Origin of the sequence: Vibrio sp. SS-MA-C1-2 (genome assembly GCF_021513135.1) — a bacterium.
Taxonomy (GTDB): Bacteria; Pseudomonadota; Gammaproteobacteria; order Enterobacterales; family Vibrionaceae.
The window spans coordinates 2067983-2088890 of record NZ_CP090981.1 but is presented as its reverse complement, the minus strand read 5'-3'; the positions used below and the strand labels follow the sequence as shown (position 1 = coordinate 2088890).

Sequence of the window (20908 nt, the reverse complement as noted above, 5' to 3'; positions counted from 1 at the left end):
TTAATTATCTATTTTTGAGGGTGAATGTTGACTCTCTTTCTCTGTATTGAGTAGGTCTGAGCTCTCTTTTTTAATGGGTTCATCTTCTTCAAATAGAATATTATGACCTTGACGTTCAAGATCTTCAAATTGCTCAGATTTAACTGCCCAGATAAAGATAACAATCGCGATGGCTACAAAAACTATCGCAACAGGGATCAGAATATATAAACTTTCCATTATGATTTTCCTTTTAACAGTCGTAATGAATTTGAGACGACAAGCAGTGAACTGAGTGACATGCCTATTACTGCAATATAAGGAATGACTAAACCTGCGCAAGCCAATGGCAAAATAGTAATGTTATAGCCTAAAGCCCATGCTAAGTTTTGACGAATAATTTTACGACTAAATTGGGCTAACTTTTTAGCTTTCAGCAATTTTAATAAGTCATCGCCTAATAAAATCATGTCTGCTGAAGATTTAGCAATATCGGTTCCTCCTCCCATCGCAACAGAGAGGTGAGCGCCAGCTAATACGGGAGCATCATTAACACCATCACCTACCATTAAGCTTACTTGATCTTTCGGTAAGTTTTGTAAATACGCTAATTTCTGTTGTGGTGATACCCCCGAAACTAACTCATCAATATTGAGTTTTTTGGCTACAGATTGTGCAGCATGACTGCTATCACCGGTTAACATAGTTACCGTAATACCTTGTTGTTGGCATTGAGCAATAAATTCTGCACTTTCTGATCGAATTGGATCTTGTAAAATAAATTGAGCAACAGGTTCGCCATTACAAGAAAGCCAAACTTGCATTTCAGCTTGTTGATGTTTAGCCTTTAATTCATCAAGGTATGAGGGTTCAATTGCATATTCTAATCGGCCTATACGCCAATGATCATTGTCTAATTGACCATTTAATCCTAAACCAATCTCATTATTGACCTGCTGGAATTGAATTTGTTGCGAGTAATAAGGTGTAAAGGTATTGGCTATTGGGTGATTCGCAAAGCGTTCTAACCCTGCAGCTATCGCTAATGCTTGTTGTTGTGAATAATGTGAAAATAGTTCGGTATCAACAAGTTTGATATTACCTTCGGTTAAGGTTCCTGTTTTATCGATAACGAGCCTATTTACCTTACATAATGTTTCAAGTACATGACCTTTTCTTAATAAAATGCCTAATTCACCCATACTTGATGTCGAGCATGTAATGGCTGTTGGCGTCGCTAAAGATAATGCGCAAGGACAAGTCGCAACTAATACAGATAGCATGATCCAAAATGCATCTTCAGGATGATGAAAGTGCCAATAGAGCCAAGTTCCTAACGAAATGACTAAGATGATGGCAACAAAGTAGCGAGATATATTATCAGCTAAGGTAGCAACTTGAGGTTTTGAAAGTTGCGCTTCATCTTGTAACTGAATAATTTTAGAAACTAATGATTGTTGTGTTGTTTCAGTGACTTCGACAGTCACATTACCATCACCATTGATGGTTCCGGCAAAAACAGGATCATTAACAATTTTATTTATATGAACCGATTCACCCGTTAACATAGACTCATCAACGCTGGTATCACCTTGTATAATAATACCGTCAGCAGGGAAGTTCTCACCCGGTTTGACAATGACGCGTTGGCCGATAATCAATGTCTTTGCAGCAATTTTACTACCATCTTCAAGCTGTGCCATTGAAGGGATTAATTTAAGTAAATTGGCGCTGGCTGCGGCGGCTTTTCTTCTTGCTCGCATCTCTAGATAACGTCCCATTAATAGGAAGAAAGTAAACATAGAGACAGATTCGAAATAGACTTCACCTTGCTCAGTCATGGTGGCAATAACACTTGAAAAGTAGGCGATGAGAAGCGCAATAGAAACCGGAACATCCATTCCTAAAGTTCTTGCTTTTAAGTTTCGCCAAGCGTTGATATAGAAAGGTTGAGCAGAGTAGAGTAGGACTGGTGTGGCGAAAATAAGACTGATCCAGCGAAGGTAAGCTTTAAATTCCTGGTCAAGATCACTAAATAGTTCAAAATAGAGCGCAACAGCAAGCATCATTACTTGCATTGTTGCAATTCCGGCAATACCTAAACGATAAAGATACTGCTTCATTTGTTTATGGTAGAGCTGCTCTTGTTGATTCGCTTCAAATGGTGCAGCTTTATAACCAATCTGTTGAATTCGTCGTAAAATATCACTGAGTTTTATTTTTTCTGGATCCCAACGAATAATAGCTCGATGAGTTGCCGTGTTGACACCAACAAATTGAATCCCGCTAACGTTAAATAATTGCTTTTCAATTAACCAAGCACAAGCTGCACAAGAGACACCTTCAAGTGACAGTGTCACTTCTTTTAGGTTTTGATTATTACGCACAAAGTCTAGCTGTACTTCTTCATGATCATAATGAATTAAATTATTAAGCTCATCAGGAATTAAATCGGTTTTAGTGGCTGTTTCCGTTCTATATTGATAATAAGACGTTAAGCCGCTTTCAACGATGGTTGTAGCAACAGCATGACAACCGATGCAACACATCTCTCGTTCTTCACCAAGGATTTCGATAGATTGTTGAAATCCTTTTGGGATGGGTTCAGCACAGTGATAACAATCTTTACTCATCCTTTATCCTGTCCGTAAAGTGGTAATGTATCAACGCTTGGGAAAGAGATTCTATTTTGCATCACCCATTGATTATCGTGAGGTGATATTTGGACAAACCAAGGGCCGATTAATGGTTCATCTAAGTGAATACGATAATTGCCATTGGCATCAGGATTGACAAGTTGGTGGAAATCATACTTTGATAAAGTTCGGTGGCTAAATTTAATATTTAATGTTGGAAGTGAGACCAATTGACCTTTATCTAAATGGAGAATGATCTGGTGTTCATCTACTTTTACATTGGCTTTAATATGAAGTTTATCTGCCTCTTTAAGTTGACCGATCTCCTTATTAATGGCTTTACCTTTCTTGTAATAATTGTCTGTTACCATTTCAACACTATTTTGCGAAAAGATATAAAAAGTGAATAGACTACCGATAACAGCGGATGCAGGGAGGGCAATGAGTACCCAAGGCCAAAACTGTTTGTACCAAGGTTTTACCATTTTAAATATTCCAAATTAGAAATATAGCCCCTAAAAAGTAGGGGCTAAAAGTTAGATGTTATAGTTTTTATTTATTGCTTAATTGCCAAACATAAGCTGAAATTAACTGGATTTTTTCTTCACCCAAGATATCTTTCCATGCTGGCATCACACCTTGACGACCATAATTAATGGTTGTTTCAACATCACGTCGACTACCGCCGTATAGCCAAACTTGGTCAGTAAGATCTGGTGCACCAAATGCTGGATTACCTTTGCCATCTGTACCATGACAAGCTGCACAAATAACAAAGCGTTGTTTGCCTTTCTCTGCATCTTGAACATTGACTTTACGGCCAGAAAGACTCAGTACATATGATGTCACTTCGTGAACGCCATCTTTACCTAGAATATCTTTCCATGCAGCCATGTTACCTTGGCGACCATGCATAATGGTTGTTTTGATTGTCTCTGGCTCTCCACCATATAACCAAGCATTGTCAGTTAAATTCGGGAAGCCAACTAAACCACGACCACCTGAACCATGACACTGCGAACAGTTTTGGCCAAATAGACGTTGTCCCACTTTAATCGCTTCTTCATCTTGTGCGATGTCAGTAATCGATTTGAATTCAGTGGTTCCTGGTTTGTATGCAAGACGATCAAAGGTTTCAGCAAACTGCTCTGAAGCTTTGTCTACTTCTTGATCATATTGGACATACTCTTTATTTAAACGAGCTTGCTCAACCGCAGCTTTTGACTCTTCAATAGAGCGTACTTGCTGATTTGAACTCTGCCAGCCTAAAAAGCCTTTCCAATTTCCTAAACCAGGGTAAAGCGCTAAATAGACAATCGCAAACACAAACGTTGCCCAAAATAGGTATTTCCACCATTTAGGTAATGGGTTATTTAACTCGCGGATCCCGTCATAAGAATGGCCCATATCATCGCCATCTTTAATGCCTTTAAGATCTTTTGAGCACCATAAAAGTAGAGCAGCGCACCCAACAAGGGTACCAATAGTAATAATGGATATCCATATACTCCAAAAAGTACTCATTATTTTAACGCTCCCTTATCTGTTGCTGTAGCTTGTGATGGTGATTCACCAACTTTTGACTCATCAGCAAAGACTAAATTTGCTGCTTCGTCGAAAGAGGACTTTTGTCGTTTGCTATATGCCCAGAAGACAATACCAATAAAACAGACAAACAGTGCGACTTCCCATACGCTAATTACTGTTGCAATATCCATGATGTATCCTTACTTCATTGCATGACCAAGTGATTGAAGGTATGCAACCAATGCATCCATTTCAGTTTTTCCTTTTACATCATCGGCAGCAGAGGCTATCTGCTGGTCGGTATAAGGAACATCAAAGTGGTCGCGGAATATTGCTAGTTTTTCACTGGTTAATTTACCATCTAGAATGTTTTCATTTAACCAAGGGAATGAAGGCATATTAGATTCAGGCACAACATCTCTTGGGTTATTTAAATGAACTCGGTGCCATTCATCAGAATAACGACCACCAACACGAGCTAGATCAGGACCTGTACGCTTTGAACCCCATAAGAATGGGTGCTCCCAAACACTTTCTCCAGCAACGGAATAGTGGCCATAACGTTCGGTTTCTGCTCGAAATGGGCGGATCATTTGACTATGACATACCGTACAGCCTTCACGAATGTAGATATCACGACCTTCCATCTCTAAAGCAGTATAAGGACGAAGATTCTCTACAGGTTCAGTTGTTTGCTTTTGAAACATTAGTGGAATAATTTCTACCAATGCACCGAAGCTGATAACGACAATAATTAAAATCGCTAGTAAACCGACATTTTTCTCTACGATCTCATGACGATTATTTGAATTAGAACTCATCTGTCATGCTCCTTATGCTAGCTGTTCGCGATCTTTAACTAAACTACCTTGTTTAGCCGTGATTGTTTTATACGTGTTGTAAGCCATTAAGAACATACCCGTTACAATGATAACCCCACCAAGGAAGCGAACAAAGTAGAAAGGATATGACGCATTTAATGATTCAACAAAGCTATAAGTTAAAGTACCGTCAGAGTTTACTGCACGCCACATTAAACCTTGCATTACACCCGAAATCCACATCGCAACGATATAAAGCACTGTACCAATGGTTGCTAACCAGAAATGAACGTTAACAAGGGCAGTGGAGTACATTTTCTCTTGACCAAATAGGCGAGGGATCAAGTGGTAAAGTGAACCCACTGTTACCATCATTACCCAGCCTAATGCACCTGAATGTACGTGACCTATAGTCCAATCGGTATAATGAGAAAGCGCATTCACTGTTTTAATTGCCATCATCGGACCTTCAAAGGTAGACATACCATAGAATGATAAAGAGACAATTAAGAAGCGAAGAATGGGATCGTAACGAAGTTTATGCCAAGCTCCAGACAAGGTCATAATACCGTTAATCATACCACCCCAAGATGGAGCAAATAGAACTAGCGACATCACCATACCTAAAGACTGAGTCCAATCAGGCAACGCTGTATAATGAAGGTGGTGTGGACCAGCCCAAATATACAGAGAGATTAACGCCCAAAAGTGGATCACCGATAAACGGTAAGAGTAGACAGGACGTTCTGCTTGCTTAGGAACGAAGTAATACATCATACCCAAGAAGCCTGCTGTTAATAGGAATCCAACGGCGTTATGTCCGTACCACCATTGAATCATTGCATCTACTGCGCCAGCATAAGCGGAGTAAGATTTAGTCATCGATACAGGTACAGCTAAACTATTACCGATATGTAAAACAGCAACTGTTAAAATGAAAGCTCCGAAGAACCAGTTTGCCACATAGATATGTGACGTCTTTCTTGTGAATAAGGTTCCAAAAAAGACAATAGCATAAGATACCCATACAATCGCAATTGCGATATCAATAGGCCACTCTAACTCTGCATACTCTTTCCCTGAGGTAAACCCTAATGGCAACGATATAGCCGCTGCTACAATGATTGCTTGCCAACCCCAAAAAGTAAATGACGCTAACTTACCACCGAACAACCTAGTTTGACATGTTCTCTGTACAATATAATAAGACGTTGCAAAGAGGGCACTTGTACCAAATGCAAAAATGACTGCATTGGTATGAAGTGGTCGTAAACGACTATATGTCAACCAAGGTGTATCGAAGTTAAGTTGCGGCCATACTAACTGGGCGGCGATCAAGACTCCAACACACATTCCAACAATTCCCCATAACACAGTTACTAAGGTAAATTGTCGAACGACGGTGAGGTTATAGTTCTGATCAAGTTGATTTTCTTGGCTCATATTTATTTCCGCTATTAGTTATCCAACTACACTTTACGTTTCCCTGATGATCAAAATCCTTTGATCATAAATGCTTTTTTATTATTGATTTGTAATTTAATACGTTATAGTAATTTAAAAAGCACCTTGGGAAATATTTTACTTTAGGTTACAAATAAATAACAGTAAATATGCAATAATCTGTTATAAATAACATAGAAAATTCAAAGATTTTGAACTAGAGAGTATAGGAAATAAGTATGCCAGCACAGAAATTGACCAAAGGTCGTTTAATACAAATAATTGTTATGCTAATTGTCTTAATCTGTCTTTATATATGGAAGAGCCCTGAAACAGCAAGCTCAGGTGACAACGTAACAACTGAGAAAGTCACAACTCATGTTGTACATGATAACCATAATGGGGTTAACGATATGAATGGTCATAAGAATGAAATAATGGATCACTCAAATCATAAAATGAAGCCAATGGCAGAGACAACAGGTTTAGAATTTAAAAATGGATGTAAAATGGTTGATGGGCATTGTATTGTAAAAAATGGTACTCATGAGATTAACTTTCATCTTGATACGAAAAGAGTCAAACCAATGCAACCAGTAGAACTCGTTGTGTCAGGTTTATCGGAAGTTCCAAAAGGTGGAATCATTGAAGGTGTCTCCATGGATATGGGGAAAATTCCATTACAGTTTACCATTAATGAAGATAACCAAGTTATTGCGAATTTTTCTGTTCCAGCCTGTATGCATCCAACCATGGACTGGAAAATGGAGATAGCAATAAACGATAAAAATTATAACGTTGTTTTTACTGCTGATGGTCAAGTGAAGTAATGTACTTTGATTCTAGCCATTATTCGTAAATTTAATCATTTATAATAATGGATATAATTATCAACTTAGGATCTTTAGTAATTTGATCTCGCGTTGTTTTAGTATTAATAAATTTCATGAAAGCATATCTTTGTCGATATGCTTTTTTATTTAACTAATACTTATATATTGAAGCTAATTACAAAGATATTGAATAGTAGAAATGATAGCGAAGGTATCATTTCAATCTATTAAATATTAATGTAGATTAGCTATTTTATGGTAAATAGAAATTATGTTAAATATGGAGGAAATCTGAATGATAAACTGTATAAATGACGAGTAGGACAACAAAGCTGTTATCTTAACTCACACAGTATTTAACATAATATACATTATACGCATTATTTGTGTAACTGCAATTTAGTAATGTCCGGTTTGCCCATTTTTAAAATGTCCTCTTATGATTAATGTATTAATCATTAATGAGGAAAAACCGGATGCTAATTACTATGTCTAATAATGAAATAAATCGGTTTAAAGTCCTCCAAGATGTTCTCAATAAACGATTAAAACAAACCGATGCTGCAAAACTATTGAATCTATCAACTCGTCAAATTCGTCGTTTATTAATTAAGCTTCAAACTAACGTTGCTTCGGGACTAGCTCATGGTCAGAGTGGAAAATCAACTAACCACTGGTATCACGATAACTTTAGATACTTTATCTAATCAAAAGCATTGTGATTGGTATTTCTGATTCTTATTAATAAACAACACTATTAGCCATTATATGTAAGCTAAAGTAACTCAACTAAAGCCTTTAACTCTTCATCTTGGGTACTCAGATAAACTTGAGTTGAGTTTAAAGAACGTTGACCTAACAGATCTTTGACTTGTACGGGATTTGCACCACTGCGAATTAATGATTCGGCATAATAATGGCGCATTGAGTGAGTTCCTAATGCATCCAGTTTTAATTTCTCACCAACATCTCGTAATATATCATTTGCAGAACGAATATTCATTGGTAACCCAGCACTATGGTGATGATGATTAGCAAACATAAATTCATTATTACGATTTAAATATTTTGTCTCTTCAATAACATCGATGACTTGTTTTGTAATATATATCGTAACTGAAGATCGTTTTTTTGCGATGGTTTTCATATTGGCCAAAGATAAAGGCTCTTCCCTATTCTGGTTCTTTTTTTCAATCTTGTCAAAGCTGAATTAAATAACTTTTGTTGATAAACAATAAACTTATCTTTATAACGATTATCCTCAATAACATCATCAAATCGTAACCATGACGCATCGCTAAAACGTAATCCTGTTATTGCTTGCATCTTTAAAATTAGGCTTAATATCTCATTTTTCATTTCAACTTGTAGAAGAATTGAGTCTAAAATATGGCTATTTTTAGGTGGCTTTGATGGGACTTTTCTTCGTTCTTTTTTAATGACACCGGTATCATCAATATTAAGATCGACACGATTTATCCTTCTTTTAACGCCTTTCAATGCTCAAAACTCCCTTTTTTAACTGTTTTTGACAGTCATTTACAACTGGAACTAAATCTACCATATTTGTTCAAAAAGTAGCCGATAAACACTTAATTCAACAAATTAATTCTATTTTAACTCATTTTAATCCAAATAGTTACCCGTAAAAATAGTTATTTTTACGGGTAAAATGATGGAAAAATACTGATCGCTTAATTCAATAGGTTAAATTTACACAATTAGACTTGTGACGCTGTCACTTAATAATTAGCTTCGAAGGGGTAAATAAGAATGCAGTATCTAGACTCATAGACTTACACTTACTTGTCGTTGATAGCAATTCAAATTTTTCCAAGTCTAATTTTGGGACAAAAAAGCCCAATCGAGAGATCGGGCTTGAGGGGGATATTTACGACTTAGACTCTAAATCAGAGAAAACCTAAACACGTTTTTTATTGTGTTTCTTATTATTTGAACTTGGATATGGAAATGCATTTCTAATCCGTTGTTGAATGTTTTTTGGGATACTTTTGCTAAAGTTTAATTTAGTCGTAAACCTATTTTTATAAACTTTAATCACACCAGTAAATGGCTTTCTTAATCCAATGTCCTGACAATCATGAATAAATCCTTTTGCAATTTTTCCTTTTACTTTAATTAATTTTCCATCTTTAAAAATTAGCTTAACAATCGGTCTGTCGATTGAAAAAAATATAATAAGTAAAACGGCTGCTAATAATATTACGTAAATCATATCATCTCCTTTATTAATTTAATTCATTATCATAATCTTGATCAATAGAATGGTTTAGTTCAGATAATAAGTAATCAATGGTATCCGATAGTGTTGAATCTAAAGAGTTGGCTTTTTCAGATAAACGTTCCCATACTCGATAATCTAAGTCTATTGATTTCTTTTTTGTATGTTCTTGTTCTGCATTAAAGTGGCGTTTTCTTTTAGCTCGAATAGCTTGCTTCAGTTTATTATTAAGCTCTGGATTTAAATGTTGATCTATCCAAGCTAAAACTAGTGTCGGTTGATGTTCAATTTTAATTAATGATTCAATATAGAAAGATATCTCACTTGAGTCGATATAGCGAGTGACTCTTTCACCAGCTAGATGCTTTTTATATAAATATTGCCACTTCCAGCCAGCTTCCAGATTATCCAGTTGTTGATACTTCATTCCATACTCTCTTGTTTATTATTAAACACATCAACCTAGTGACAGTGTAACTATGATAATGGATAAGTACAACTGCTATAAGGTGATTTGTGGTTGAACTCAATGACTTTGTGTATAAAACTATAGGTTGATTGATAGAAGTTAAGTTATAATCGTTCTTCAATTTTAATTTAAGAAGTCCGTAATGAATTCAAACTGGCAATCTCTTTCTCCTGATTTTTCTGAACTTGTGGAACATATATCACCATTACGTAATAAAATCGATCTTCTGCATCTGCAACCGAGATTGGAGAATGCCATTCAACGTTTCATTTCATTACCTAGCTCATCGGTAATGATGGTTAATTCAATCGATCATCCACTTTATCGCCACTTAATGAATGATTGGTTAGGAAGTCGAACCAATCAAGAAGTTATTAATTGTGAATATAAAAGCAAAGAAGAGCTTTTTGGTTATATTGCAAATAATGACGATCACACAGTCAATTCAGGTGTTGTTCACCATATTAATAACGGTTTTATTATCTTACCTGTCGCTGCACTACTCGCGGATCCTAGACAATGGCAACAACTGAAGTTAATTTTAGCAAATCAATTTGCAGGCTGGCCTATAAATAATAAAGTTGCCCTTGCTGACCATCCAGCGAAGATTGAGTCTAAATTTAAACTAGTATTGATGGGGGATCGCTATCAATTGGCTGATTTTAACGAAATTGAGCCAGACCTTTATCACTTTGCGACAATATTCTCAGATTTTGAAAATGACATAAAAATCAATAAACAAAACATAAATCTTTGGTGTGATTATACAGATAGAATTGCGCAACAACTTAGTCACGGTAAAATGAAAGATATTCCTACTTATCTTTCATTGTTAGCAACGGCTTCTCGCTATAAAGAAGAGCAGTTACGTGCACCACTTTGCCCTGTTTGGTATCAAGCTCGTATCAATGAAGCAAAGGTTGAATCCAATCATGAGATGATTACTGCAAGTGACATAAAACAAGCCGCATTAGCAAAAGATTATCGTGAAAGCTACCTGGCAAATAGAACCCGTGAAGATATTGAGCAAGGGCAAGTGATTATTGATTGCCAAGGTAGCGAAATTGGTCAAGTGAATGGACTAACGGTTATTGATATTGCTGGCCATCCTAAATCTTATGGGGAACCAGCTCGAATTTCTTGCGTGGTCCATTTAGGTGATGGCGATATTGCTGACGTTGAACGTAAAGCCGAGCTAGGTGGTAATATTCATGCTAAAGGTATGATGATTATGCAGGCTTTTTTAAGCTCTGCTTTACAACTTGAACACCCACTTCCCTTTTCAGCATCAATTGTATTCGAGCAATCCTACAGTGAGGTTGATGGCGATAGTGCGTCTTTAGCTGAACTTTGTGCATTAGTCAGTGCCCTTGCTATTCAACCATTAAATCAACAAATTGCAGTGACAGGTGCAGTCGATCAATTTGGCCGTGTTCAAGCAGTGGGTGGAATAAATGAAAAAGTAGAAGGTTTCTTTAGACTCTGCTCATATCGTGGTTTGACAGGATCTCAAGGTGTTATTCTCCCAGAAACGAATTTATCTAATCTTTGTCTTAGTGATGATGTAATAGATGCAGTAAAAAACAATCAATTTCATATTTGGAGTGTCAATTCAGTTGACCAAGCATTGAAGATAATTTCTGGAATACCATTTGATGACGCAGATGGTGATTCGTTATTAAATAAAATTGCAGAACGAATTCAGCAACTTGATGAGCATGCTGTAAGTCATTCATTAGTAGGAAAAATTATTGACTGGTTTGTCCAGCGTAAAGCTACTTGATTAGCGTACACGTGTTCGCTAATCTATACATAACTTATTTCGAATAGTAGAAAAAAAATGAAAACACAATCGTATAACAGAGATGACCTATTAAAATCTAGCCAAGGTGAGCTTTTTGGACCAACTGGCCCTCAACTTCCAGCTCCAAATATGCTAATGATGGATCGCATTCCACATATGTGTGATTCAGATGGTGATTTTGGTAAAGGTAGTATCGTTGCTGAATTAGATATTACTCCTGATTTATGGTTCTTTGATTGTCACTTCCCGGGTGACCCTGTTATGCCTGGTTGTTTAGGTCTTGATGCAATGTGGCAATTAGTTGGCTTTTTCCTTGGTTGGGTTGGAGGCGAAGGTAAAGGTCGTGCACTCGGTGTAGGTGAAGTTAAGTTTACTGGCCAAGTATTACCAACAGCTAAAAAAGTAACGTATGAAATCCAAATGAAACGTGTCATCAATCGTAAATTAGTTATGGGTCTTGCTGATGGTCGCGTTCTTGTTGATGGTAAAGAAATCTACGTAGCAAAAGATTTAAAAGTCGGTCTATTCCAAGATACCACTTCGTTCTAATTGACGTTTAAACATAATATTAACTTCGTATACGATGTTAATAATATTAGCCGCCTCATATGGGCGGCTTTTTTAAATAAAGAATCTATCCCCCCTTCATACTTGAAGCTATTCAATCACCATATTCATAAAGTACTCGCAAAAGCACATATCTCTCCTATGTTCATACACTTTTCGCCTGCGAATAACTCCAATTTTTGTTATACCTGCTAATATTATTACAATGTTAATTATTTGGCATTTTAAAAGTTATGATAAAATATATTCAGTTAGTTAATAAAATTAAACGTGAAATAAAAGCTGAGGTTTGGAATTCATGCGATAAACTGCCATCAATTCGACAACAAGCTAAAGATTGTCATTTAAGTACCATGACAGTGATGCATGCTTATCGCCTACTAGAAAGTCAAGGCTGGATTTATTCTTCTCATCGCTCTGGCTATTATGTTTCAACAAAAGCATTAAAAAGACATAACTCTGATGAAAATAGACCACTAAAAGAGTTTGATAATGACGATATTATTGTTAATATTTTACAAGCATCAAGAAATAAAAACATCACTTCATTAGGGTACTCTTACCCAGATCCTAGTTTATACCCAGTCCAACAATTAAATAAATCCCTAACCCACGCCATTAGATATATGCCTGCTAATAGTGATGCAGATAATTTACCTCCAGGTAACCTTGAATTAAGAAGGTTAATATCTCAACGTTATTCTGCTACTGGTTTAGATGTTTGCCCTAAAGATATTGTGATTACAACTGGTGCTTTAGAAGCATTAAAGTTAAGTTTACAAGCAGTGACGCAAGCTGAAGATTGGGTTATTTTAGAGAAACCAACCTATTACGGCGCATTACAAACGGTAAAAAGTTTGGGCTTGAAACCACTGTTCGTCAATGTCAGTAGTTTAACCGGACTTGATTTAGAAATGCTTAAAATGTATCTAAATCAATATCCAGTCAAAGCAGTTTGGCTTATGTCGAATATGCAAAATCCAACTGGCTTAACATTAAGTAATGACGTTAAGCAAGAGATTGCAAATTTACTCAACTTGCATCAAGTACCACTGATTGAGGATGATGTTTACTCTGAACTTTATTTTAATGATCAACCACCACTAACCATCAGCTATTTTTTAAATAATGAAAATCGATTGTTATGTTCATCATTTTCAAAAACCTTAGGTGCAGGCTACAGAATTGGCTGGGTTATAGCGGGAAAGCATAAATATAAAATTCAAAAATTAAAATTGTTAAGTAGTCTTACAACTAGTGTCCCCATTCAGTTGGCTTTAGCTCATTATTTACAGACCAAAGACTATGTGACTCATTTGCGCACACTCAGAAATACTTTAAATAATAGAAAGGCAATTTTATATTCTCTATTAAAAGAGTTAATGCCGAGCTCCATTCACATAAGTGATCATAAAGGTGGATATTTTATTTGGTTAACATTACCTCGTTCAGTCAGTTCTTTAGATCTCTATCATATGGCGTTTAAAAATAATATAACGATTGCACCTGACTGTATGTTTATCAATAATAGTTTTGAAGGTGGTAATGACGAGTTAAATAAAGATATAAATACCGCGATGAGTATTAGGATAAATAGTTCTTTTGCAATGACTCAAAGACAAAAAAATCCATTGAGTGGATAGCCCAATGGATAAAAAGTAGATTATGAATATATCTTATGATCTTTTTTATGTCACTTAATTGATTGATTGAAATTTATCTGCTTTTTTAACCTACGGGCAATATTTTTCTGAACGACAAAGTAATCAAATAAAGGTGCAAATAAATTAGCAAAAAGGATCGCAAGCATAATGCCTTCTGGATATGCTGGGTTCAATACTCGAATGAGTACACACATAAAACCGATCAGTAAGCCATATAGCCATTTACCATTATCAGTAAATGCTGCAGAAACCGGATCTGTGGCCATAAAAAACATTCCAAACGCAAATCCACCTAATGTTAAATGCCAATACCAAGGCATGCTAAACATTGCATTGCTGGTTGAACCTATCACATTAAAAATCAGACTAGTTATTACCATACCAATAAATACACCTAAAATAATTCTCCAAGATGCAATATTCATATAAACAATCATGGCTCCACCAATGAATATCGCAACTGTTGACACTTCACCAATTGAACCTGGTATATTTCCAAAAAAAGAATCTAGCCATGAAATATTTTTTTGAGATACATTATGCACCAGTTGACCTTCCCCACCTTGAGCCCATTGACTTAATGCTGTAGCACCGGAGTACCCATCGGCGGCGGTCCAAACTGAATCTCCTGATATTTGTGCAGGATAAGCGAAATACAAAAATGCTCGTCCTGCTAGTGCTGGGTTAAGGAAATTTCTACCCGTCCCACCAAATAGTTCTTTAGCAACAACAACACCAAAACTAATGCCCAAAGCTGCTTGCCACAGAGGAATTGTTGCTGGGAGTATGAGTGCAAAAAGGATGGAAGTAACAAAAAAACCTTCATTTATTTCATGTTTTCGAACAATACTAAAGAGTACTTCCCAAAATCCTCCGACAATAAAAACAGTCAGATAGATAGGTAAAAAATAACTGGCACCCAGTACTATTTTACTTAAAACACCAGAACTAGATTCAAGTGATAAACCTAAGGTCGATAACAACTCATAATGCCAATTACTAGAAACAATACGTTGTAATTCATTAGAGTCATAAGTGAAGTGTAACGCTTCAATGGATTGATGGCCAACATTATACATCCCCCAAAACATGGCAGGAAAGACTGCAAACCAAACCATGATCATGATTCGTTTAAGATCAATACTATCACGAACATGAGAACCTTTATTAGTTACTGTTCCTGGTGTATAAAGTAAAGTAGCGACAGCTTCATAGAGTGAAAACCATCTTTCATATTTTCCACCAGGTTCAAAGTTGTGCTCATGTTTTTCTAAATAATTTTTTAAGCTCATAATAGACCCCACTAAGTCGATAAAAGATTAATAACTATGTAAATTTAACTGAGTAAACGTAAAGCTTTATGGAGAAGATAAATTTGGTCGAAGAAAACTAACGAAGCAAATATCAAAATAAATCCAACAAAATTAGGCAATAATAAAATTCCAATGACTAGGAATGAAACTGCGGTCAACCAGCTCGTGGTAGTATCGTCAACATTGGTATTATTCTTAGAAATATTGCGCAATGCACGAGCAAAAAATATTTTATTACGTTCCTCACCGGCTACGGTGATTTCATCGTTTTCTTCTATTTCAGATTTGTCTTTTAGACTAACTTTGACTGTTGTATTTAATATTTTAAAAGTCGTGACAACAAAGCCATTTAAGTCTATTTGATGCGTTAATTTTTTTACTCTACCAGTTAAGCTTTTCATAATTTCCTCCGATAATATCTTATTATGAGGACATATCATTAGGAGTTAATAGTAAATGAGTGAAGATGAAAAACGAATATTGGATTACGTATGATGAATATATAAAAGTATTTTAATAAACTGATTAAAAAAAAACAGATACAGTTGATAACAAAAAACACATAACAGATTTATAAAAAAAGAGGTAAAAGAATTAGGACTTTTACCTCTTTTTTTAGTTTGTATAACGCTACGATTTAAAGTTCTTTTTTCTAATCTTTAATGCAAAAAGCAAGATGATAATTGCAAGCAAAGAACAGCCAGCAACCCAAAACTCTGTTTGATAGGTATGATAAAAGTTGATGATATGACCAATTTCACCGTAAAAATAAGCAGGTGCCCAACTAAAACAGAATAACCAAATTGAAACCGCCAATACATTTCCAATAAAAAAGTATCTGAATGGCATTTGTGCGACACCACAACCTAAACAAATAAACTGTTTAACACCTTCAATAAATCGGCTTAATATCAGAGCAAGTAAACCATATTTATCAATAAATGAATGAATTTTATTTAAAGTCTTTGGCTTTAACCATTTTTTACGAATAAAGAAGTGACCAAATTTTTTGCCTAAGAAATAACCACAGGTATTGCCAACGACACTACTTACCCCGCTCACTAACAAAACATTAGTTAATGACATTGTTCCTTGTGATGCTAAAAGGCTTGCAACAATTAATAAAGATTGTCCGGGTGCCGGTATCCCGATCCCTTCGATAGCAATAGCGAGTGCTAGAATGAAATATCCATATTGTTGTAGCAGTGGTGAAAGCTCATTGATTATATGTTGTATTGCTTCCATTAATTTTACCATTAAAGAGTTTTTTTTAATTATATATCAGTGTATACCTCTTTTCTAATGTAGCATTGTCAACCACCCTAGAAGTTATAGTGCATTAACTGAATTAAAAGAAGGCATAGTGTTGATAACTATGCCTTTATTAAGAATCTATTAAAATTAGATTTATTATTTAATTCGACGTCTAAAGCCAAATAAACCCATTAATGAGATCAAACCTAACCAACCCAATGAAGCACCAGAACGTTCAGTTGTCTGTGGTGATTTACCACGAGGTTCAATATCTCTGTTCCCTGAATCAGAAATAGGAATCAACTTAACTGCAACCACAGTTTCTGTTGTACTACAGGTTGAATCGCTATAAGTATCAGAGTAACCGCCTTCACACTTTAGTGCTGAAGCAGAAATGACACCGGCATCGTTGATATCCGTAGCTTGAGCAATTCGGAAATCATTTGCATCTGATTCAGCACCAGTACCATTGGTGAGATCATCTAACATATAGACTTTCTTATCACCGAATGCAGAACTATCACCATCATCAATATTATATAAGGAATCAGCTCTTAATATGTACCCTCGTTGACGACGTGACTTGCCATCAACTTCAGCATTGGTGTCAACATCAACCCAGCCCACTACTTGGTCACGATTATTTATCGCTTTTGCTACACTACTAGAACCATCAAAAAAGATCGAAGAATCTATATTATTAAAGTAAGTAACACTACTATCTTCTGCTTTATAAATATATGAAACCTCTGGAATCGCACGAGATTCTCTTAAATAATATTGTGCACTACCAACAATCACGTTATCTTCATTAATATCATTAGCGACAGAGAAGTTATATTTTAGATCACCATCAGATTCAACATCCATTGGAATTCGTGTTGAGCTCCAAGAGTCAGTACTTCCATCTCCAGAGTAAGTGTAATACGTTGCGAATGCACGGAAACGATCGCCATCGTCACCATCTAAGTCATCCCAGTCATAAGTGGAATAACCAACAAGATTTAAACTTGTATTTGCACCTAATATTGCAGCTTGTGGGGAAGCTTCATCTCTATTACCTGTAATAGAGCCATTCGTCCCCCAATTATCTGCAATAAAGAAAGGCGTTAAAGTATTAGATGAACCAGCAATTTTCCAACCCGCAGCTTGGTTCGCAAACCCTAAATATTGACAAGCTTGATAAGCATATACCGAACCAGTGGTTGCCCCTAAACAGTAAGATAAATTACTACCATCTTGGATATTTATACCTCGATCCGAATCATTACTATCTAACTTATCACCATCAGTAGTATCAAAAAGTGTAACTGATGCAGAGCCGAATACATAAGTGTCAGTACCATCATTTACGACTGTATTTGCGGTTGATTGACCAGTGATATTTGTTCCATCAGTTGCCGCTTGATCAGGTAACAATTCTGAAATAACAGCACCGTCAGAATCAGTCACAAAACCACGTTTAGCAAATGCTCTTGCATTAACGCTTCCAGAGTCAAAATAAGCCGAGCTACCTGTACCAACCGAATAGGTTCCATTTGTAGCATTCAAAATTGACTCATTAGAGTTAGTAATTGCTACACCAGTTGGATTATTGCCATCGACTGCACTACCATTTGCAAAAGGAGAAATTGATATATCACTATCTAATAAGGCATTACCAAGAGATTGGTACCCATTAACCCAAGCTTGATAATATTTAACATAACCACCAATGGTTGCTGTTCCATCATCAAAATCACCAGAGTCAGCTGCATTACCGTTATCTAAAACACCATAATATTTACGATTTGCCCAATCATCACAAAGGTCACTATCCCAATCATGTAAGGTATAACAAACGCTTCGGAAGTCAGATTCACTATTGATTGTGTAATCAAAATCATAAAGGAATGGGAAAGTATCTTGTAAATCCATTCCTGGGTCTGCGGATAGAGTTTGACCAACAACTGATGTATCATCAGCGTCGCCACAATTTGCACCATCGGCAAAACAGCTAGTAGAAATAGCAGAGGGACCAATTCCTTGACCATATGTATTGATACTCGTGTCACTCGAAGAAGGATTAACCTCCACAACTTTATAAAGTGCAGCCTGAGCAGGTAAAGCCCCAGCCACTAAAACTGTTAATGCAGAAAGTTTAAAAATATTTTTTTTCATCTGGCTTTTATCCATCCTTTTGCATCGCTTCTAGTTCTTCCCAACGTTCGAAGGCGATATCTAAATCATTTTCAGCCGTCGATAACTTTTGTAAAACATCTTCTGTTTCACTGCTTGGACGACCAAAGAAATCTGGGTCATTAATCTGTAGTTGTAACGTTTCGATTAACGTCTCTAACTCATCAATCGTTATAGGTAATGTTTCCAATTCACGTTGATGTTTATAGCTTAATTTTTTCTTAGTAACTGGCTTAGGATCTTTTTTAATCGGCTCTTCAATTTTGGGTTTAGTGTCTACTTTTGGTGCATAAGCCGCACGTGAAGCAATCACATTCGCGCGTTGATGTTGTGCATCATGATAACCACCCACGTATTTATCAATAACACCATTACCCTCAAAAATCCAACTGTTAGTCACTGTATTATCAACAAATTGACGGTCGTGACTCACCAATAGTAAAGTGCCCTTATAGTTGGCAAGTAATTCTTCCAAAAGTTCCAATGTCTCGATATCTAAATCATTGGTCGGTTCATCAAGAATTAATAAATTATTGGTTTTAAGAAAAAGTTTAGCTAAAAGTAGACGGTTTTTCTCACCACCTGACAATGCTTTTACTGGAACACGCGCACGCTTCGGGTGAAAAAGGAAATCTTGTAGGTACCCCATAACATGACGTTTTTTGCCCCCGACTTCAACCTCAGTTTTACCTTCCGCCAAGTTATCCATGACGGTTTTTTCTGGATCTAACTTTTCACGGTATTGGTCAAAATAAGCCACTTCCAGCTTGGTTCCACAATGGATGTTACCATCTTGTGGTTGTAATTGGTCAAGCATCAGTTTGAGCAATGTACTTTTGCCACACCCATTAGGGCCGATAAGTGCAATCCGATCACCACGCATGATAGTAAAATCAAAATTACTGATCAATTTTTTGTCTTCGATGTGATAAGTCACATTTTCAGCATCAAAGACAATTTTTCCTGAACGCGCGCCATCATCGACTTGCATATTAGCTTTACCGACAACATTTTGACGCTCAGAACGTTCAACTCGCAGTTTCTTCAGTGCGCGAACTCGCCCTTCATTACGCGTTCGACGAGCTTTTATTCCTTCGCGAATCCACGCTTCTTCTTGAGCTAGACGCTTATCAAACAGTGCGTTCTGCTCATCTTCAACACGTAAGGCTTCTTCTTTGCCTTCAAGATAAGCGGTATAAATACCTGGCCAAGATGTCAAGTTACCACGGTCAAGATCAATAATGCGTGTTGCCATCGATTGAATAAACGCACGGTCATGAGAAATAAAGACGATAGAACCAGAAAAATCGAGTAAGAATTTTTCTAACCATTCAATCGCAGCAACATCCAAGTGGTTGGTTGGCTCATCAAGTAATAAAATATCAGGGTTACAAGCAAGCGCACGAGCAAGAGCCGCTTTACGTTGCCAACCACCTGATAGTTCGGTTAGCTTTGTATCACCATCTAATTGAAGGCTACCTAAAACCTGTTCAATTCTCGTTTCAAGTTGCCAACCATCCGAGTGATCAAGCTTATCTTGTACTCGAGCTAAACGATTAAAGTTTTTGTCTGAAGGATCATTGGTAATTAACTCTAATAAATGGTGATACTCTTTTAGCGTTTCACCGACTTCTTGCAAACCTTGAGCGACAAAATCAAAAACAGTCCCTTCAGCATTTTTGGGTGGATCTTGTTCTAAACGAGAAACTTTAATATCTTGCTGGAATTGAATCGTTCCATCATCAAGTGTGACATCGCCAGAAATAACCTTCATTAAGGTTGATTTTCCAGCGCCATTTCGTCCAACTAAACAGACTCTTTCACCTGGCTGAAGGATAAATTCAGCTTTATCAAGTAAAGGATGGTCACCATACGCGAGTTGCGCGTTACTAATTGTTAATAATGCCATGAGAATTTAACCATTGTATAAGTTGCGGATAGTCAAAAGGCCACCCAAGTTCATTTTGTGAGTGAGTAAAAGATGTTTGCTGTTGATTATCAGGGAAGTAAGCCACCACAGGAATTGTGACGCCGTAACGAGAAAACAGTTCATCATCAAAAGCAATATCAATAACCTCAACGAGCGAAGCAATTCCTGCCTGCTCGATGAGTGAATATGCTTGCTCACAAAGGTGACAGCCATCCGTGCTGTATAAAGCAAGTTTCAAATTACATATC

Annotated in this window: 22 protein-coding genes; 5 read left to right on the top strand and 17 right to left on the bottom strand. The window is 36.5% G+C overall.

The window, feature by feature from the left end:
• From ccoS to ccoN, 7 genes are all read right to left on the bottom strand, one after another.
• Positions 1–219 (bottom strand): cbb3-type cytochrome oxidase assembly protein CcoS, encoded by a 219-nt coding sequence (ccoS, locus tag L0B53_RS19510; protein ID WP_311197298.1) that lies wholly within the window; start codon positions 217–219, stop codon positions 1–3.
• Positions 219–2612, bottom strand: a complete 2394-nt coding sequence (locus tag L0B53_RS13910; RefSeq protein WP_235060206.1) for a heavy metal translocating P-type ATPase — start codon at positions 2610–2612, stop codon at positions 219–221. The genes ccoS and L0B53_RS13910 overlap by 1 nt, the downstream gene beginning before the upstream one ends.
• The gene (locus tag L0B53_RS13905) at positions 2609–3100 is read right to left on the bottom strand and encodes a FixH family protein (RefSeq protein ID WP_235060205.1); all 492 of its coding nucleotides are present in this window, start codon (positions 3098–3100) and stop codon (positions 2609–2611) included. Before L0B53_RS13905 ends, L0B53_RS13910 begins: the two co-directional genes overlap by 4 nt.
• 67 nt (positions 3101–3167) lie before the next feature.
• A complete protein-coding gene (gene ccoP / locus L0B53_RS13900; protein WP_235060204.1) occupies positions 3168–4139 on the bottom strand; it encodes a cytochrome-c oxidase, cbb3-type subunit III in 972 nt (323 codons plus the stop codon).
• Positions 4139–4333, bottom strand: coding sequence for a cbb3-type cytochrome c oxidase subunit 3 (locus L0B53_RS13895; protein ID WP_235060203.1), 195 nt, complete (start codon positions 4331–4333; stop codon positions 4139–4141). The genes ccoP and L0B53_RS13895 overlap by 1 nt, the downstream gene beginning before the upstream one ends.
• Before the next feature lie 9 nt (positions 4334–4342).
• On the bottom strand, positions 4343–4963 hold the full coding sequence (gene ccoO / locus L0B53_RS13890; RefSeq protein ID WP_235060202.1) for a cytochrome-c oxidase, cbb3-type subunit II: 621 nt from the start codon (positions 4961–4963) through the stop codon (positions 4343–4345).
• A gap of 12 nt (positions 4964–4975) precedes the next feature.
• Complete coding sequence (gene ccoN / locus L0B53_RS13885) at positions 4976–6406, bottom strand: cytochrome-c oxidase, cbb3-type subunit I (RefSeq protein ID WP_235060201.1); 1431 nt, start codon at positions 6404–6406, stop codon at positions 4976–4978.
• 239 nt (positions 6407–6645) lie between these two features.
• Between ccoN and L0B53_RS13880 the strand changes: the two genes are divergently transcribed.
• Both L0B53_RS13880 and L0B53_RS13875 read left to right on the top strand, forming a co-directional pair.
• Positions 6646–7236 carry a hypothetical protein gene (locus tag L0B53_RS13880; RefSeq protein WP_235060200.1) on the top strand — a complete coding sequence of 197 codons (591 nt, stop codon included), beginning with the start codon at positions 6646–6648 and terminating at the stop codon, positions 7234–7236.
• A 479-nt stretch (positions 7237–7715) separates the two neighbouring features.
• The gene (locus L0B53_RS13875; protein ID WP_235060199.1) at positions 7716–7946 is read left to right on the top strand and encodes a hypothetical protein; all 231 of its coding nucleotides are present in this window, start codon (positions 7716–7718) and stop codon (positions 7944–7946) included.
• Positions 7947–8014: 68 nt separating this feature from the next.
• On the opposite strand, the gene L0B53_RS13870 is transcribed toward L0B53_RS13875, so the two are convergent.
• The 4 genes from L0B53_RS13870 to matP form a co-directional block, all read right to left on the bottom strand.
• Complete coding sequence (locus L0B53_RS13870; RefSeq protein ID WP_235060198.1) at positions 8015–8386, bottom strand: site-specific integrase; 372 nt, start codon at positions 8384–8386, stop codon at positions 8015–8017.
• Positions 8383–8739, bottom strand: coding sequence for a hypothetical protein (locus tag L0B53_RS13865; RefSeq protein WP_235060197.1), 357 nt, complete (start codon positions 8737–8739; stop codon positions 8383–8385). The genes L0B53_RS13870 and L0B53_RS13865 overlap by 4 nt, the downstream gene beginning before the upstream one ends.
• Before the next feature lie 421 nt (positions 8740–9160).
• Positions 9161–9475 carry a DUF3634 family protein gene (locus L0B53_RS13860; protein WP_235060196.1) on the bottom strand — a complete coding sequence of 105 codons (315 nt, stop codon included), beginning with the start codon at positions 9473–9475 and terminating at the stop codon, positions 9161–9163.
• A gap of 13 nt (positions 9476–9488) precedes the next feature.
• Positions 9489–9908 (bottom strand): macrodomain Ter protein MatP, encoded by a 420-nt coding sequence (gene matP, locus L0B53_RS13855; RefSeq protein WP_235060195.1) that lies wholly within the window; start codon positions 9906–9908, stop codon positions 9489–9491.
• Positions 9909–10092: 184 nt separating this feature from the next.
• Between matP and L0B53_RS13850 the strand changes: the two genes are divergently transcribed.
• The 3 genes from L0B53_RS13850 to L0B53_RS13840 all read left to right on the top strand — a co-directional run bounded on the left by L0B53_RS13850 (position 10093) and on the right by L0B53_RS13840 (position 13964).
• Complete coding sequence (locus tag L0B53_RS13850; protein WP_235060194.1) at positions 10093–11733, top strand: Lon protease family protein; 1641 nt, start codon at positions 10093–10095, stop codon at positions 11731–11733.
• Between the two features lie 57 nt (positions 11734–11790).
• On the top strand, positions 11791–12303 hold the full coding sequence (gene fabA, locus L0B53_RS13845) for a bifunctional 3-hydroxydecanoyl-ACP dehydratase/trans-2-decenoyl-ACP isomerase (RefSeq protein WP_235060193.1): 513 nt from the start codon (positions 11791–11793) through the stop codon (positions 12301–12303).
• A gap of 251 nt (positions 12304–12554) precedes the next feature.
• Positions 12555–13964 carry a PLP-dependent aminotransferase family protein gene (locus tag L0B53_RS13840; RefSeq protein ID WP_235060192.1) on the top strand — a complete coding sequence of 470 codons (1410 nt, stop codon included), beginning with the start codon at positions 12555–12557 and terminating at the stop codon, positions 13962–13964.
• Positions 13965–14014: 50 nt separating this feature from the next.
• Here the strand turns inward: L0B53_RS13840 and L0B53_RS13835 are convergent, their stop codons facing one another.
• The 6 genes from L0B53_RS13835 to L0B53_RS13810 all read right to left on the bottom strand — a co-directional run bounded on the left by L0B53_RS13835 (position 14015) and on the right by L0B53_RS13810 (position 20898).
• Positions 14015–15277, bottom strand: a complete 1263-nt coding sequence (locus L0B53_RS13835; protein WP_235060191.1) for an NADH:ubiquinone reductase (Na(+)-transporting) subunit B — start codon at positions 15275–15277, stop codon at positions 14015–14017.
• A gap of 44 nt (positions 15278–15321) precedes the next feature.
• Positions 15322–15699, bottom strand: coding sequence for a hypothetical protein (locus L0B53_RS13830; protein WP_235060190.1), 378 nt, complete (start codon positions 15697–15699; stop codon positions 15322–15324).
• 229 nt (positions 15700–15928) lie between these two features.
• Entirely contained in the window at positions 15929–16543 is a 615-nt protein-coding gene (locus L0B53_RS13825; protein ID WP_235060189.1) for a DedA family protein, read from the bottom strand.
• A gap of 165 nt (positions 16544–16708) precedes the next feature.
• Entirely contained in the window at positions 16709–18712 is a 2004-nt protein-coding gene (locus tag L0B53_RS13820; RefSeq protein WP_235060188.1) for a DUF3466 family protein, read from the bottom strand.
• A 7-nt stretch (positions 18713–18719) separates the two neighbouring features.
• A complete protein-coding gene (locus L0B53_RS13815) occupies positions 18720–20639 on the bottom strand; it encodes an ABC transporter ATP-binding protein (RefSeq protein WP_235060187.1) in 1920 nt (639 codons plus the stop codon).
• Positions 20620–20898, bottom strand: coding sequence for a glutaredoxin family protein (locus L0B53_RS13810; protein WP_235060186.1), 279 nt, complete (start codon positions 20896–20898; stop codon positions 20620–20622). Before L0B53_RS13810 ends, L0B53_RS13815 begins: the two co-directional genes overlap by 20 nt.
• Positions 20899–20908 lie beyond the last annotated feature (10 nt).